Source organism: Paracoccus yibinensis (genome assembly GCF_030846195.1).
Taxonomy (GTDB): domain Bacteria; phylum Pseudomonadota; class Alphaproteobacteria; order Rhodobacterales; family Rhodobacteraceae; genus Paracoccus; species Paracoccus yibinensis.
The window spans coordinates 31,445-47,036 of the sequence record NZ_JAVCWH010000006.1 but is presented as its reverse complement, the minus strand read 5'-3'; the positions used below and the strand labels follow the sequence as shown (position 1 = coordinate 47,036).

The 15,592-nt window shown below is 67.7% G+C and carries 12 protein-coding genes and 1 pseudogene; 6 read left to right on the top strand and 7 right to left on the bottom strand.

Annotated features, from left to right (window positions below):
* The first annotated feature begins 1 nt into the window (after window position 1).
* Window positions 2-1,203, top strand: a pseudogene (gene pcaF / locus RAH32_RS13865) (3-oxoadipyl-CoA thiolase).
* A 40-nt stretch (window positions 1,204-1,243) separates the two neighbouring features.
* On the opposite strand, the gene RAH32_RS13860 reads toward pcaF, so the two are convergent.
* Window positions 1,244-2,347 (bottom strand): transglutaminase-like domain-containing protein, encoded by a 1,104-nt coding sequence (locus RAH32_RS13860; protein WP_306608541.1) that lies wholly within the window; start codon window positions 2,345-2,347, stop codon window positions 1,244-1,246.
* Between the two features lie 236 nt (window positions 2,348-2,583).
* On the opposite strand from RAH32_RS13860, the gene RAH32_RS13855 reads away from it, so the two are divergent.
* Genes RAH32_RS13855 through acnA form a run of 5 tightly spaced genes read left to right on the top strand, consistent with a single transcriptional unit; the run spans window position 2,584 to window position 9,133 of the window.
* Window positions 2,584-3,555, top strand: a complete 972-nt coding sequence (locus RAH32_RS13855) for a Bug family tripartite tricarboxylate transporter substrate binding protein (protein ID WP_306608540.1) — start codon at window positions 2,584-2,586, stop codon at window positions 3,553-3,555.
* A 53-nt stretch (window positions 3,556-3,608) separates the two neighbouring features.
* Window positions 3,609-4,079: a tripartite tricarboxylate transporter TctB family protein gene (locus RAH32_RS13850; RefSeq protein ID WP_306608539.1), complete on the top strand. Its 471-nt coding sequence runs from the start codon at window positions 3,609-3,611 to the stop codon at window positions 4,077-4,079.
* Window positions 4,080-4,091: 12 nt separating this feature from the next.
* Entirely contained in the window at window positions 4,092-5,591 is a 1,500-nt protein-coding gene (locus tag RAH32_RS13845; protein WP_306608538.1) for a tripartite tricarboxylate transporter permease, read from the top strand.
* Between the two features lie 54 nt (window positions 5,592-5,645).
* A complete protein-coding gene (locus RAH32_RS13840) occupies window positions 5,646-6,518 on the top strand; it encodes a GntR family transcriptional regulator (protein ID WP_306608537.1) in 873 nt (290 codons plus the stop codon).
* 53 nt (window positions 6,519-6,571) lie between these two features.
* Window positions 6,572-9,133, top strand: coding sequence for an aconitate hydratase AcnA (gene acnA / locus RAH32_RS13835; RefSeq protein WP_306608536.1), 2,562 nt, complete (start codon window positions 6,572-6,574; stop codon window positions 9,131-9,133).
* Here acnA and RAH32_RS13830 read toward each other — a convergent pair.
* The 6 genes from RAH32_RS13830 to RAH32_RS13805 are packed head-to-tail and all read right to left on the bottom strand — an operon-like array spanning window position 9,130 to window position 15,569.
* Complete coding sequence (locus RAH32_RS13830) at window positions 9,130-11,070, bottom strand: 3-hydroxyacyl-CoA dehydrogenase NAD-binding domain-containing protein (protein WP_306608535.1); 1,941 nt, start codon at window positions 11,068-11,070, stop codon at window positions 9,130-9,132. The genes acnA and RAH32_RS13830 overlap by 4 nt on opposite strands.
* 1 nt (window position 11,071) lies before the next feature.
* On the bottom strand, window positions 11,072-11,773 hold the full coding sequence (locus RAH32_RS13825; protein WP_306608534.1) for an ABC transporter ATP-binding protein: 702 nt from the start codon (window positions 11,771-11,773) through the stop codon (window positions 11,072-11,074).
* Entirely contained in the window at window positions 11,760-12,539 is a 780-nt protein-coding gene (locus RAH32_RS13820) for an ABC transporter ATP-binding protein (protein WP_306608533.1), read from the bottom strand. The genes RAH32_RS13825 and RAH32_RS13820 overlap by 14 nt, the downstream gene beginning before the upstream one ends.
* Window positions 12,536-13,492 (bottom strand): branched-chain amino acid ABC transporter permease, encoded by a 957-nt coding sequence (locus RAH32_RS13815; RefSeq protein ID WP_306608532.1) that lies wholly within the window; start codon window positions 13,490-13,492, stop codon window positions 12,536-12,538. Before RAH32_RS13815 ends, RAH32_RS13820 begins: the two co-directional genes overlap by 4 nt.
* Before the next feature lie 2 nt (window positions 13,493-13,494).
* Entirely contained in the window at window positions 13,495-14,367 is an 873-nt protein-coding gene (locus RAH32_RS13810; RefSeq protein WP_306608531.1) for a branched-chain amino acid ABC transporter permease, read from the bottom strand.
* A gap of 59 nt (window positions 14,368-14,426) precedes the next feature.
* Window positions 14,427-15,569: an ABC transporter substrate-binding protein gene (locus tag RAH32_RS13805; protein WP_306608530.1), complete on the bottom strand. Its 1,143-nt coding sequence runs from the start codon at window positions 15,567-15,569 to the stop codon at window positions 14,427-14,429.
* Between the last annotated feature and the right edge of the window lie 23 nt (window positions 15,570-15,592).

The following is a 15,592-nucleotide window of genomic DNA, read 5'->3' as shown; positions in this document are numbered from 1 at the left end:
CATGACCGACGTTTTCATCTGCGACTACATCCGCACGCCGATCGGCCGCTTCGGGGGTGCGCTGGCGATGGTGCGAGCCGACGACCTGGGCGCGGTTCCCCTGCGGGCGCTGATGGCGCGGAACACGGGCGTGGACTGGGCGGCGGTCGATGACGTGATCTTCGGTTGCGCCAACCAGGCGGGCGAGGACAACCGCAACGTGGCGCGCATGTCCTCGCTTCTGGCGGGCCTGCCGGTCGAGGTGGGCGGCACCACCATCAACCGGCTTTGCGGCTCGGGCATGGACGCGGTGATCGGGGCCGCCCGCGCCATCAAGGCGGGCGAGGCCGATTTGATGATCGCGGGCGGGGTCGAGTCGATGTCGCGCGCGCCCTTCGTGATGCCCAAGGCGGAAAGTGCCTTCTCGCGGTCGAACGCGGTCTACGACACCACCATCGGCTGGCGCTTCGTCAATCCGCTCATGGAGGCGCAATACGGCGTGGACTCGATGCCCGAGACGGCCGAGAACGTCGCGGAAGATTTTTCCATCAGCCGCGAAGACCAGGACGCCTTTGCCCTGCGCTCGCAGCAGAAGGCGGCGGCAGCCCAGGCCAATGGCCGTCTGGCCCAGGAAATCACCCCGGTCGAGATCGCGCAGCGCAAGGGCGATCCGAAGATCGTGGACCGCGACGAACACCCGCGCGAAACGACGTTGGAGACGCTTGCCGCGCTGAAGGCGCCCTTCCGCAAGGGCGGCACGGTGACGGCGGGCAATGCCTCGGGCGTGAACGACGGGGCGGCGGCGCTGATCCTGGCCTCGGAAGCGGCGGCACGAAAGCACGGGCTGACGCCGATCGCGCGCGTCCTGGGCGGGGCACGGCAGGCGTTGCGCCCCGCATCATGGGCTTCGGCCCGGCGCCTGCGTCCAGAAAGCTGATGGCGCGGCTGGGCCTGGACCAGGCAGACTTTGACGTGATCGAACTGAACGAGGCTTTCGCCAGCCAGGGCCTTGCCACGTTGCGCGATCTTGGCATCGCCGACGACGACCCGCGCGTGAACCCCAACGGCGGGGCCATTGCGCTTGGGCATCCCCTGGGCATGTCGGGCGCGCGCATCACCGGAACGGCGGCGCTTGAACTGATCCGCACCGGGGGCAGGCGGTCATTGTCCACGATGTGCATCGGCGTGGGCCAGGGCATCGCCATCGCCCTGGAACGGGTCTGAGGCGCCGGGGCGGGGTTGCATGCCCGCCCCGGACAAAAGGTCAGACTGCGGTGGCAGTCATCTCATAGGCGAAGGACTTGGCGTCCAGTTCGTCCAGCCGGTCCGACCCGACCTGGCCCTGCGGATACATCAGGAAAGGCAGGGTGCCGCCCGCCCCGCCGGGCAGGGTCAGGTCGCTGGCGCTGTTGAAGGCCACCCAGTTGCCTTCCCAACTGCCCTGCAGCGCGGCGTTCACCGGGGCGACAAGCGGATCGGCGGGATCCTTGATCCAGGTGTCGGCTTCCGCGCGCATGACCTTCAGCACGTCCGCCGGGTCCATGGCCACCCAGCCCAGGCCCGACAGCCAGACCTCGGCCCGGCAATGCTGCGCCGCCGTCACGCTGGGGCTGTTTGCGCCCAACTGCTTGTAGCCGAAATCCGACGGCGCCACCCGCACGCCATAGATGTCGCGCGCAGGCACCCCCGAGGCGCGCGCAAGCCCCACGAACAGCCCGTTCAGGTCGGCGCATTTGCCGCCGAAATTCGCCGTCGTCACCGTGGCCCGGATATCGCCCGACCCGCATCCCGCCACGTCCATGTCGCGGTGGCAGGTCCGGGCGATCCAGGCATAGATCGCGGCCACCTTGTCCCGATCGGTCCTGGCACCCTGGGTAATGCGGGCGGCCAAGTCGCCCACCACCCCGTCCAGAGGCTTCAGCGCCGTGCCTTGCAGCGCGGCCTGCAGGACGGCGGGGTCTTCCTGCGGTTCGGCTGCCGCCGACCAGTCGGTCGCGCGGCCACGCGTCTCGACCCGGCTGGTCAGTTCGACCGTCGGCCGGACGGTGTCCGCGTCAAATCGGGCGTGCAGCATCCGGGCGCCGGTCCCGGGATCGGTCACGATCTCGGCCTGCGCGGCATTGCCGGTGAAACTGTCCCCGACCGACCGCTGCCAGTCGGTCTGCACCGAAGGCACCGGCAGCCACACCTGCGCGGGGCCACCCTGGGCCAGGGTGACGCGGGTGCGCAGGTCGAAGCCGCGCCATTCGCCCACCTGCGGGGCATAGACGGGACCGGCCAGGGCCGGGCGCAGGATCCCGGGAATGGCAGGCAACAGCCCTGCGGCCAGTGACAGCTTCAACAGGGAACGGCGGGAGGGATGGGGCATGGGAAAGGCCTTTCGTGGTCGCTTTCCCGTCATGATGCGTCATTTCTTGCAAGTTCGAAAGCGCGGAACACGCATAAACGCTGGAAAGCACAGCCGTCGCTGGTATGCTGGCGACAGGCCGCGATGCAGGACAACGGCGGCCACGCTCTCCCCCCCCCTGAAAAATAAATTGCATTTTATTGTGAAGTTGTGCACCCTTGTTCGGATCGCACATATGCGACATCAGGGAGGATACAATGACGTTCTTTCGTTCCCGGCTGGCCGCAGCCTGGCTGATCGCGGCTGGCGCCGCATCCTTCGCCCCTGCTGCCATGGCACAGGATCTGGAATTGACCATCATGGCCCCCGCGGGCGCCGGCGGCGGTTGGGATTCGGCGGCGCGTGCCCTGCAAGAGGTGATGATGGCCACCGGCAACGCCCGCAGCGTGCAGGTGGTCAACGTCCCCGGTGCCGGCGGCACGGTCGGCCTGGCGCAGTTCGTACAAAGCGCAGAGGGCAGCCCCAACCAGCTTCTGGTCGGCGGCATCACCATGGTCGGCGCGATCATCACCAACAAGGCGCCCTATGACCTGACCGCCGTCACCCCCCTGGCGCGGCTGACCGGCGATCCCCTGGTGGTGGTGGTCCCTGCATCCTCGCCCTATCAGACGATGGCCGACCTGATGGAGGGCATCAAGGGGGATGTCGAACGCACCATCTGGGCGGGCGGATCGGCGGGCGGCGCCGACCACATGCTGTCGGCGCTGATCACCCAGGCGGCGGGCGCGGACCCGGCCAAGGTGAACTATGTCGCCTATTCCGGCGGGGGCGAGGCCCTGGCCGCGATGCTGGGCGGGCAGGTCACGGCGGGCATCTCGGGCTATGGCGAATGGCAGGGCCAGATCGAATCGGGCGACCTGCGCGCGCTTGCGATTTCCTATCCCGAACCCATCGAGGGGATCGAGGCCCAGCCGCTGAAGGCGCAGGGCATCGACATCGAACTGGTGAACTGGCGCGGCATCTTCGCCGGACCCAATATCAGCGACGAGGACAAGGCAAAGCTGGAACAGGCCATCGCCCAGACCGTCCAATCGCCTGAATGGCAGGAACTGCTGAAGGCGCGTGGCTGGTCCGACTATTATGCGCCGTCGGAGGAATTCGCGGCCTTCATCGCGTCCGAATCCGAACGTGTGAAGTCCATCCTGACCTCGATCGGCCTGGCCGAATGACCGCAGCGGGGGCCTTGCGCCCCCGTTTGCCTTGACCCATTGGGGGACCGTCCGTGACCACACCGACCGCACGGGGCCTGCACCGGCCAACGCTTGTCATCGGCCTGGCCTTGTTCGCCCTGGCCTTCATCACCTGGCGCGACGCCAGTGCCATGCAGATCCGCGCCACCTATGGCATGGGCGCGGATGCCGCGTCCTATTTCGTGGCGCTGTTCCTGGCGCTGATGGGGGCGGGCCATCTGGTGGCCGCCTTTCGCTGGCAGGACGATCCCGGCCCTACCGACTGGAAGGCCGTGGGCTGGGTGGCCCTTGGCCTGGGCAGCCTGATCGCCGCGCTGTGGTTCGGGGCGGGGTTCATCATCGGATCCACCCTGCTGTTCGTCTTTACCGCCCGCGCCTTCGGGCGCCGGGCGTGGCTGGCCGACCTGGCCCTGGGCCTGATCCTGGCGACCGGGATCTTCCTGCTGTTCAACAAGCTGCTGACCCTGTCCCTGCCGATGGGACCGGTCGAGCGGCTGTTCTGAGGAGGTCGGGCCATGGAATCGCTGACCTTTCTGATGCAGGGCTTCGGCACCGCGCTGGATCCGATGAACCTGGCCTTCGCGGCCATCGGCGTGCTCTTGGGCACGGCGGTGGGCGTGCTGCCGGGCATCGGGCCTGCGCTAACCGTGGCGCTGCTGCTGCCCATCACCTTCAAGCTGGATCCCGGCGGGTCGCTGATCATGTTCGCGGGCATCTATTACGGCGGGATGTATGGCGGATCGACCACGGCGATCCTGCTGAACACGCCCGGCGAAAGCGCATCCGTCGTCACCGCGCTTGAAGGCAACCAGATGGCCCGGCGCGGGCGGGGCGGCCCGGCGCTTGCCACCGCCGCCATCGGGTCTTTCGTGGCCACCCTGATCGCCACGATGGGCCTGGCCTTCTTTGCGCCCCTGCTGGTCAAGGTCGCGATCCAGTTCGGACCTTGGGATTACTTCGGGCTGATGCTGATCGCCTTCGTGACGGTGTCGGCGACCTTTGGATCCTCGCCCCTGCGCGGGCTGACCAGCCTTGCCATCGGGCTGTGGCTGGGCCTGATCGGCATCGACCAGCTGACCGGACAGGCGCGACTGGCCTTCGGCGTCCCGAACCTGCTGGACGGGGTCGAGGTCACCACCCTCGCCGTGGGCCTGTTCGCCATTGGCGAGGCGCTGCATGTCGCGTCCCGCCACCTGTTCAACGACGAAAAGCCCATCGCGATCAAGGGGTCCATCTGGATGTCGCGCCAGGACTGGAAGCGGTCTTGGAAACCCTGGCTGCGCGGCACCGCGATCGGCTTTCCGATCGGCGCCTTGCCCGCGGGCGGTGCCGAAATCCCGACCTTTCTGTCCTATACCACCGAACGCAAGCTGGCCGAAAAGCCCGAGGAATTCGGCCAGGGCGCCATCGAGGGCGTGGCAGGACCCGAGGCCGCGAACAACGCATCCGCCGCGGGCACGCTTGTGCCGCTGTTGACGCTGGGGCTGCCCACGTCGGCCACGGCGGCGGTGATGCTGGCGGGGTTCCAGCAATACAACCTGCAACCCGGCCCGCTGCTGTTCGTGCAGCACCCGGCGCTTGTCTGGGGCTTGGTCGCCTCGCTGTTCATCGCCAACGTGATGCTGCTGGTCCTGAACCTGCCTTTGGTGGGGCTTTGGGTGCGGCTGCTGAAGATCCCTCTGCCCTGGCTTTATGCGGGGATCCTGGTCTTCGCCTGCATGGGCACGATCGCCGCCAATCCGTCGGTGGTGGAGTTGATGATGCTGGTGGCCTTCGGGGTGCTGGGCTTCATCATGCGGCGATACGACTATCCCATCGCGCCGGTGGTCGTGGGCCTGATCCTGGGACCGATGGCCGACAGTGCCCTGCGCCGGTCCCTGCAGATGAGCCTGGGCGACCCGATGGTCCTGCTGCAGCATCCGGGATCGGCCATCATGATCGCCATCGCCGCCGTGGCCCTGCTGGCGCCCTTCGTCTTCAAGGGCCTGGCGCGGTTCCGCCACGACGAGGACTGATCCTGCAGGGCGGCGCGGTCGCGAACCGCGCGGCCCGTTTCCAAGGGGGGTTCCATGGCACGCGCCAGTCTTTCGCCTCAGATCATGGCCCGGATCGTCGAGCATGTGCGGCAGACCGACATGAAGGCGGGCCAGCACCTGCCCGCGCAGGCCCTGGCCGACAGCTTCAAGGTGTCGCGCCAGCCCATCGTCAGCGCGCTGAAGAAGCTGCAACAGATGGGCATCGTCGCAGCCGCGCCCAATCGCGGCTATTTCCTGGCCTGCGATGCCAACGAGATCCCGGACCTTGACTGCGACGCGGCGGGCGATGACGTCCTGTATGACCGCATCGCTGCCGACACCCTGGCCGGCCACCTGCCCGAGCGGCTGAGCGAGAACGAACTGATGCGCCTTTACGGCGTCACGCGCGGCCGGCTGCTGCGGGTTCTGCGCCAGATCGCGGACGAAGGCTGGATCGAGCGGCTTCCCGGCAATGGCTGGGAATTCCGCGAGATCCTGACATCGCGCAAGGCCTATGCCGACGCCTATCAGTTCCGCGCCGCGACCGAGATGCAGGCCCTGCTGCTGCCAAGCTTCCGCATCGACCCGGACGCCTTTGCCGCCGCCCGCCGCCATCAGCAGCAGCTTCTGCAAAGCTATGACGGCGAGTCGCGGGAAAAGGTCTTTGGCACCAACATCGAATTCCATGAAATGCTGATGACCTGCGCCAACAACGATTTCTTTCTGGACGCGGTCCGGCGGATCAACCGCGTCCGGCGGCTGATGGAATACAGCATCACCCATGACCGCAGCCGGATGCCGCAGCAATGCCGCGAACATCTGCAGATCCTCGACCTGATCGAGGACCGCGACATGCAGGGCGCCGCCACCTTCCTTTACCGCCACATCCGGGAAGCCGGGAACATCAAGTCAGCCCTGTTCACCTGATTGCATTTAATGTCGAAGTAATGCTATATTGTCCCTGTTTTGGGGGCATGGCCATGCAGTTTGCGGTAACATTCGACGGACGAACGATCATCGACCTGCCCCAGGCGGCCGGGGATGCGCTGCGCCGCCTGCCGCATATCCACCGCCTGCTTCTGGAAAACGTGCTGCGGGCGGGAAATGACCCCCAGGCCGGGCGTGCCGCGATCCTGGCCTGGCTGGCTGCGGGCCGCAGCACGGCCGAGATCGCCTTTCAGCCGGGCCGCGTGCTGATGCACGACACGACCTGCGGTCCCGCGCTTGTCGATATCGCGGCGATGCGGTCGGCCCTGGCCGAGGCGGGGCATGACGCCACGCTTCTGAACCCCGTTCTGCCCGTCGATGTCTCGACCGACCATTCGCTGGCGGTCGATGCCTATGCCCGCCCTGACGCGATGGCCCGCAACATCGAAAACGAATACCGCCGCAATGCCGAGCGGTATCGCTTCATGAAATGGGCCACGAACGCGCTGTCGAATTTCCGCGTCCATCCGCCCGGCACCGGCATCATGCACACGCTGAACCTGGAACGGCTGGCCACCGTGGTGACGGCGCGCGACGGCTGGATCATGCCCGACACGCTGATCGGCACCGACAGCCACACGCCCATGATCAACGGCATCGGCGTGCTGGCCTGGGGCGTCGGCGGGATCGAGGCCGAAAGCGTCTTCTTCGGGATGCCCGTGATGCTGCGCGTCCCCGACGTGATCGGCGTGCGCCTGAGCGGCCGACTACCCGAGGGCGTGACGGCGACCGACCTGGCGCTGACGGTGACGGAACGGCTGCGCCGCGTCGATCTGGCCGACCGCTTTGTCGAGTTCTTCGGGCCGGGGGTCGCCACCCTGTCGGCGGGCGACCGGGCGGTGATCGCCAACATGACACCGGAATTCGGGGCCAATACGGGCTTCTTCCCCGTGGATGCGGCGACCGTGGTCTATCTGCGCCAGACCGGGCGCAGCGCCGATCATTGCGCCCTGGTCGAAGGATACTGCCGCCGCCAAGGCCTGTGGTTCGACCCGCATGAGACGCCGGTCTTCACCGATGTCGTGGACCTGGACCTGTCGGGGGTTCAGGTCAGCGTCGCCGGTCCCCGCCGTCCCCAGGACCGCATTCCGGCCCAGGCCACCGCCCAGGCCGCGGCGGCGATGCGCGGCGTGCCCAAGCCCGCGCCTGCGGGCCATGCCCCCGACGGCGCGGTCGCCATCGCGGCGATCACCAGTTGCACCAACACCAGCGACCCGCGCCTGCTGGTGGCCGCCGGTCTGGTCGCGCGCAAGGCCCGCGCCCTGGGCCTGGCACCGCCGCCCCATGTCAAGACCTCGCTGGCGCCGGGATCGCCGACGGCGGAACGATATCTGCGCCGCGCCGGTCTGCTGGAGGATCTGGAGGCCGTGGGCTTCGGCATCGTCGGATACGGCTGCACCACATGCATCGGCAATTCCGGCCCCTTGCCCGACGCCGCCGTCCAGGCCCAGGCCGAGGGCCGGTTGCAGGTCGCGGTGCTTTCGGGAAACCGCAACTTCCCGGGCCGCGTGCATCCGCAACTGGAGGCGGGCTTCCTGGCCTCGCCCCCCCTGGTCGTGGCCTTCGCGCTTGCAGGCGATGTCGAACGCGACATCCTGGCGGATGAGATCGCGCCGGGCGTCCGCCTGTCCGACCTGTGGCCCACGGGGGCCGAGATCGACGCAGCCCTTGCCCTGGCCCAGGACAGCGCCGATTATGCCGCTGCCTATGATCAGGCCGAGGCGAATGAACGCTGGCGCGATCTGGACGCACCTGCGACGCCGCTTTTTCCCTGGAACGAGGAATCGACCTATATCCGCCGCCCGCCCTTCGCCGATTTCGCCGCGCCGCGAGACAGCCATATTTGCGCGGCCCCGATCCTGGTTCTGGGCGACGACATCACCACCGACCACATCTCGCCCGCAGGGGCGATCCCGAAGGACAGCGAGACGGGCCGGTATCTGATCGAAAACGGCGATGCCCCGCATGACCTGAACGTCTTTTCATCCCGGCGCGGGAACTGGGAAGCCATGCTGCGCGGGCTGTTCACCAACGGCGCGGTCACGAACCTGCTGGCCCCCGGCATACCCCCCGGCAGCACGATCCTGCCCGACGGAGAGGTCCTGCCCTTGTGGCAGGCGGCCCGGCGGTATCGGGACATGGACACCCCCGTCGTGATCGTCGCGGGCGAACGCTATGGCATGGGGTCGTCGCGCGATTGGGCGGCCAAGGGGGCCGCGCTTCTGGGCACGCGGGCGGTGCTGGCGGTCGGCTTCGAACGCATCCATCGGTCGAACCTGATCGGCATGGGCATCCTGCCCCTGCGCCTGCCCGATGACGTCACGCCAGGATCGCTGGCCCTGACCGCGCAGGACAGGATCGAAATCGACCTCGATCCCGCCCGCCTCGCACCACGCGCACCCGTCCGCGTGCTGCTGCACCGGCCGGGTCGCCCGGCCGAGGGTCTTGACGCGACGGCTGCCATCGAAACCAGCCTCGAAATCGAAACGCTGGCCAGGGGCGGGTTGATGCCGCTGATCCTGGACCGGGTGACGAGAGGGAAGGCCGGCGCCTAGGCCCGGCTGGCCGCGAACATCGGTCCGCCGCGCCAGCGGGGAAAGCCATAGCCGTGGATTTCCACCAGGTCGATGTCGGCGGGGCTGGCGGCGATGCCTTCGTCCAGGATTGCCCGGCCCTCGGCGGCCATTTCGCCGACCAGATGGCGGGCGATGGCTTCAGGGTCCATTTGCGTGCGACCGGTGATCCGGTCCGCCAGCAGCTCCGCCACGGCGGCAGATGGCTGCGGCCTGCGCTCGCCCGGGGCATAGTCGTACCAGCCGCCGCCGGTCTTTTGCCCTTTGCGATTTGCGCGGACCAGGATGTCGCCCAGGGTTTCCGGCACATCCTGCCCCGCCGCCCGCGCGCCTTCGCGTTGCAGGAAGGCGATGTCCAGGCCCCCCAGATCCTGCGCCTCGAATGGTCCCATGGCGAAACCATAGGCGCGCATGGCGGCGTCAATGTCGGCGATGGCGACGCCTTGACGGACCAGCGTCTCGGCCCCGGCGCGGTATCGTTTCAGGATGCGGTTGCCGATGAAGCCTTCGCAGATGCCGGACTGCACGGGGACCTTGTTCAGCATTCGGCCAAGCGCAAAGCCGGTTGCCAGCGTCCGGTCGGATGTTTCCGGCACCGGCACGATCTCCAGCAGGCGCATGACATTGGCAGGGCTGAAGAAATGCAACCCGATGAAGCGATCCGGGTGGGGCAGCCCCTCGGCGATCAGTCGCGGGTCGAGGTAGGAGGTGTTCGTGGCCAGCACCGCATCAGCGCGGCAGGCCGTGGCAAGCCGGTCGAAGACGGCGCGCTTCACGCCGATCTCCTCGAACACCGCCTCGATCACCAGGTCGGCGTCGGACAGGGCGGCATAGTCGGTGGTGGCGGTGACGCCTGCCATGTGGGCCTCGGCCTGCGCCTCGGACAGCTTGCCGCGCTTGACGGCGCCGTCGAAGATGCCGCGCAGGTTGGCCATGCCACGGGCAAGCGCCTCGTCGTCGCGCTCGATCAGGGTGACGGGGATGCCGGCGTCGCGCAGGGCCGCCGCGATGCCGGCGCCCATGGTGCCGCCGCCGATCACGCCCGCGCTTCGCAGCGGCAGGGGGTCCGCGCCCTTTAGATGCGCAGGCCGGGGCGCGGCGCGTTCGGCGAAGAACACGTGGCGCAGCGCGGCCGCCTGATCGGACGCGCGCAGGTCGAGGAAGGTCTGGCGTTCAAAGGCCATCGCCTCGGCAAAGGGCGCTTCCGCCGCCTTGCGCAGGCAGTCGAGCGCGCGCAGCGGCGCCTCGGCCCCCTTGGCGGCTTTCGCCACCGCCTTGCGCTTCTCGTCCCAGAAGGCGGCATCCGGGGCGGCCACAGGCCGGGCCAAGACAGGGGGCGGCAACTCGCGGGTCAGCGCGTCGCGCGCGAAGGCTAGGGCATTGGCTTGCAGGTCACCTGCGAAGACCGCATCCACAAGACCCAGCGACAGGGCCTTTGCAGCCTTCACCGGCTTGCCGGACGTGACCAGATCCACCGCAGCCTCTACCCCCGCCAGACGGGGCGTGCGCACGGTGCCGGATGCGCCCGGCACGATGCCCAATGACACCTCGGGCAGGCCGACCGAAGCGCCTTCGACCGCCACCCGGAAGCGGCATCCCATCGCGACCTCGAAGCCGCCGCCCAAGGCGGAACCGTGGATCGCGGCCACCCAGGGCTTCGCGGCAGCCTCAATCCGGTCCACCAGGTCGGGCAGGTGCGGCTCAAGCGGGGGCTTGCCGAACTCGGTCACGTCGGCCCCGGCGATGAAGGTGCGGCCCGCACAGATCAGCACTACGGCGCGGACCTGGGGGTCAGCGTCCAGCGTTTCCACTGCATCCCACAGCCCTCGCCGCAAGGCCTGCGACAGGGCGTTCACGGGCGGGTTGTCCACGGTGACAACGGCGATGTCGCCGTTTCGGCTGATGGTCACGACTGACATCTCAGATCCCCAGGTAAGCTTCGCGGATGCGCGGGTCGGCGATCAGGTCCGCCGCCGCGCCCGACATGGTGATGCGGCCGGTTTCCATGACGTATCCCCGGTCGGCGATCTTCAGCGCACCGAAGGCGTTCTGTTCGACCAGCAGCACCGTGACCCCAAGCGCCTTCAGCCCGCTGACCACGTCGAAGATCTGCTGAACGATGATCGGGGCCAGGCCCATCGACGGCTCATCCAGCAAAAGGCAGGACGGGCGTCCCATCAGCGCGCGGGCCATGGCCAGCATCTGCTGCTGCCCGCCCGACAGCCCGCCCGCGGGCAGGTTGCGTTTCTCGCGCAGGATCGGGAACATCGCGAAGGCGTCCCCCATGTCCTTCTCCACCCGGTCGTCGGTGAACAGGTAAGCGCCAAGGCGCAGGTTCTCCTCGACCGTCAGGTTGGTGAAGATCTGGCGGCCTTCGGGCGATTGGGTCAGCCCCCGCGCCGGGCGGCGATGCGCGGGCACGCCGGTCAGGCTTTCACCCCGGAAGGTGATGGTGCCGCCCGACACGGGCTGGGTGCCCGACAGGCATTTCAGCAGCGTCGTCTTGCCCGCGCCGTTGGCGCCGACCACCGTGACGATCTCGCCCGACTGCACGGTCAGGTCGATGCCGTGCAGCACCTCGATCCGGCCATAGCGCGAGCGCAGCCCTTCAACCGTCAGCATGGGCGGCCTCCGTTCCGAGGTATGCGGCGATGACAGCCGGGTTGCGGCTGACGCTGGCGGGGTCGCCCTCGGCGATCTTTTCGCCATGGTCCAGCACGACGATGTGGTTCGATATGCGCATGACCATCTTCATGTCGTGTTCGACCAGCAGGATCGCCACGCCGGATTTCGCGACCTCGGCGATCAGGTGGTCGATCTCCTCGGTTTCGACCGCGTTGCAGCCGGCGGCGGGTTCGTCCAGCAGCAGGATCCTGGGCGACAGTGCCAGGGCGCGTGCGATTTCCAGCCGTTTCAGCGCGCCATAGGACAGGTTCCCGGCTTCACGCTCCGCTGCGCGGTCCAGGCCCACGCGGGCCAGCAACTCGCGCGCGCCTGCCTGTGCCTGGGCCGCGCGGCGGCGGGACGAGGGCAGGTTGAACAGATCCGCCAGCACCGGCCCGCGTTCCCGGAGGTGATAGCCCGAGATGGCGTTTTCCAGCACGGTCATGGACTGGAAGATCTGCAGGTTCTGGAAGGTCCGCGACATGCCGCGCCGGGCCAGCAGATGCGGGGCCATGCCGGTCACGTCCTCGCCCCCCAGGACCACGCGCCCGCTGCCGGGTTGGTAAACGCCCGAGATCATGTTGAACAGCGTGGTCTTTCCCGCGCCGTTCGGCCCGATCACGGACGTGATCTCGCCCGGTTCAACGGTGAAGCTGACATCGTTCACGGCCTTCAGGCCGCCGAAGCTGATGCCCAGCCCTTCGACTGACAGAAGCGCGGTCATTCGTCTTTCCCCCGGACCTTGCGCAGGATCGACGGCAAAAGCCCCTGCGGCAGGAAGATCATCACCAGCATCATCACCAGGCCCAGAACCAGTTGTTCATATTCGGCGAAGACCGTCAGCACCTGCGGCAGCAGCGTGAGGACCGCCGCGCCAAAAATCGCGCCCAGGACCGATCCCACGCCGCCCAGGACGGCCATGGTCACCATCTCGATCGAGTGCATGAAGCCTGCGACATCCGGCGTAATGAACTTGTTCTGCAGCGCCAGAAGCGACCCCGAGACCGAGGCATAGACGGCCGAGATCACAAAGGCCTGCAGCTTCAGCCGGGCCACGTCCACGCCCACGGTGCGGGCCGCGACCTCGGACCCGTGCAGCGCGCGCAGGGCGCGGCCGGTGGGGCTGTTGTAAAGGTTCAGGGCCAGCCAGGCGGCCAGGATCAGGACGATGCCGCAGAAGAAATACCAGAACTGGCCGTTGGTCAGATCCAGCCCGGCGTCCTCCAGCAGCCCGCGCAGGCCCAGTTCCGGCACCTCCATCCCGTCGGGACCGCCGGTCAGCTGGCGTTCGTTGTTCAGCACCATCGACACCAGGATGCCGAAGCCCAGGGTGGCGACGCCCAGGTAATAGCCCTTGAGCCGCAGGATCGGGCGGCCGACCAGAAAGGCCAGGACAGCGGAAATGGCGGCACCCAGCACAAGCGCCAGCGACGGGTGCAGCCCCAGATGGACCGGCGCCAGGGCGCAGGCATAGGCACCGATCCCGGCGAAGCCCGCGTGACCCAGGCTGATCTGGCCCGCATAGCCGGTCAGGATCACGATGCCGGTGACGGCGATGGCGTTGACGAAGATCAGCGCGCCTACGCGGTAGTAATAGCCCGAGGGGAACAGCACCGGCGACAGCAGGATCAGGACGACCAGGACCAGCAGCGTGGCGGATTTGGCGGAAATCTTCATGGTCACACCCGCTCGGTCGATTTGCGGCCGAACAGGCCCTGGGGCATGAAGAACAGCACCAACAGGATCACGACGAAGGCTGCGGCGTCCTTGTATTGCGAGGACAGGTATCCCGCCGTCAGCGCCTCGATCAGGCCCAGCAGGAACCCGCCCGCAAGCGCGCCCTTGGGATTGCCCATCCCGCCCAGCATGGCGGCGGCAAAGCCCTTGAGCGCAAAGGCCAGCCCCACGTCATAGGAGGTCAGGGTGATCGGCGTCGCCAGCACGCCCGCAAGCGCGCCGATGCCCGCCGACAGCGCGAAGGACAGCGTCATCACGAAGCCGGTGTTGATGCCGACCAGTTGCGCGGCCAGGCGATTGTTCGACGTGGCCAGCACCGCGCGGCCCGTCAGCGTGCGGGTGAAGAACAGCCACAGGCCCACGAAGACCACCACCGCGCCGCCGATCACCCACAGGCTTTGCGGCAGGATCGTGGCACCCCCAATACGCAGGGGCGTGTCGCCCGAGAATGCCGGAAAGCTGTGGATCTGCTTGCCGAACAGCAGTTGCGCGGCCCCCCGGATGAAGATGGACGCGCCGATGGTGATGATGATCAGCGACACGACGGGGGCGCCACGCGCAGGCTCGATCGCGAGCTTGTTCATGGCGACGCCGATGGCGGATGTGGCGGCGATGGCGATCAGCGCGGCCAGGGGCAGCGGCAGGCCCGCCGCGTGGCAGACAAAGGTCAGCATCCCGCCCAGCATGACGAATTCGCCTTGTGCGAAGTTCACCACGTCGGATGCGTTGTAGATGATCGTGAAGCCAAGCGCGACAAGCGCATAGACCGCGCCCACCGTCACGCCCGAGAACAGGAATTGCAGCAGTTCCGCCATGGCGACCCCAAAGCTGTCAGGTGGTGCCGCGCCCGTGAAGGGGCGCGGCGGTCAGCGGATCATTCCACCACGGTCCATTCGCCGCCCTTGATCTCCAGCATGCGGAAGGCGGAGAGGTCGAGGCCCAGGTGATCCTCGGCAGACATGTTGTAGATGCCGGTGGTTCCTGCCAGGCCCGAGGTCGCCTCGATGGCGTCGCGGATCGCCTGCGGCTCGGCGCTGCCGGCGCGGGTGATGGCGTCGGTCAGGATCAGGAAGGCATCATGGGCATAGCCGCCGAAAGTGCCGACCGAGGTGCCGGTCTTTTCCTCGAAGGCGGTCTTGTAGGCGTCCACGACCGGTTTCTGCGGGTCGTCCGCACCCAACTGGTCGGCGATCAGAAGGGCGGTGCCGGGCAGGCGCACGCCTTCGGCCGCTTCCGCACCAGCCAGTTCGATGAAGCCGTCGGACGCCACGCCATGCGACTGGTAAAGCGGCAGGTCGATGGCCAGCTGGCGATAGTTGCGCGTCACAATGGACGGGCCTTGGCCGAAACCGGGGTTCAGCACGGCCTGCACGCCATCCGTGTTGCGGATCTTGGTCAGTTGCGTGGTCATGTCGGCGTCGGTCGGGTTATAGGTTTCGTCCGCCAGAACCTCGATCCCGTATTCGCCGACCACCTCTTTGCACTGCGCCTGCATCGATGCGCCGAAGCCGTCGGTGCCCGAGATCATGCCGATCTTCGTGATGCCCTGCTTCTGCATGTCCTCGAAGATCTTCTGGCAGGCCATGCGGTCGGTATGCGGGGTCTTGAAGGTGAAGGGCTTCACCGGGTCGATGATCTCGATGGCGCCCGCCAGCGAGATGAAGGGGATCTCGTTATCCTCGGCGACCGACAGGATCGACATGGACGTGCCGGTGGTCGATCCGCCGATGATCGCCACGACCTCGTCATCCTCGATCAGGCGGGTGGCGAAGGTGCGCGCCTTGTTGGGGTCGCCGCCGTCGTCATAGAGCGTGAGCGCGATCTCCTCGCCGTTGATGCCGCCCTTTTCGTTGATCTGCTCGACCAGCATTTCCAGCGTCTTCGCCTCGGGGTCGCCCAGGAAGGCGGCGGGGCCGGTGGCCGAAACGGACGCGCCGATGCGGATTTCGGCGGATGCGGCGGTGGCGCCCAGGGCCAGCAGCGTGGCAAGGGCCGTGGTGGTCAGGGTCTTCTGCATTGTCGTCTCCTCCCCAGAGAACT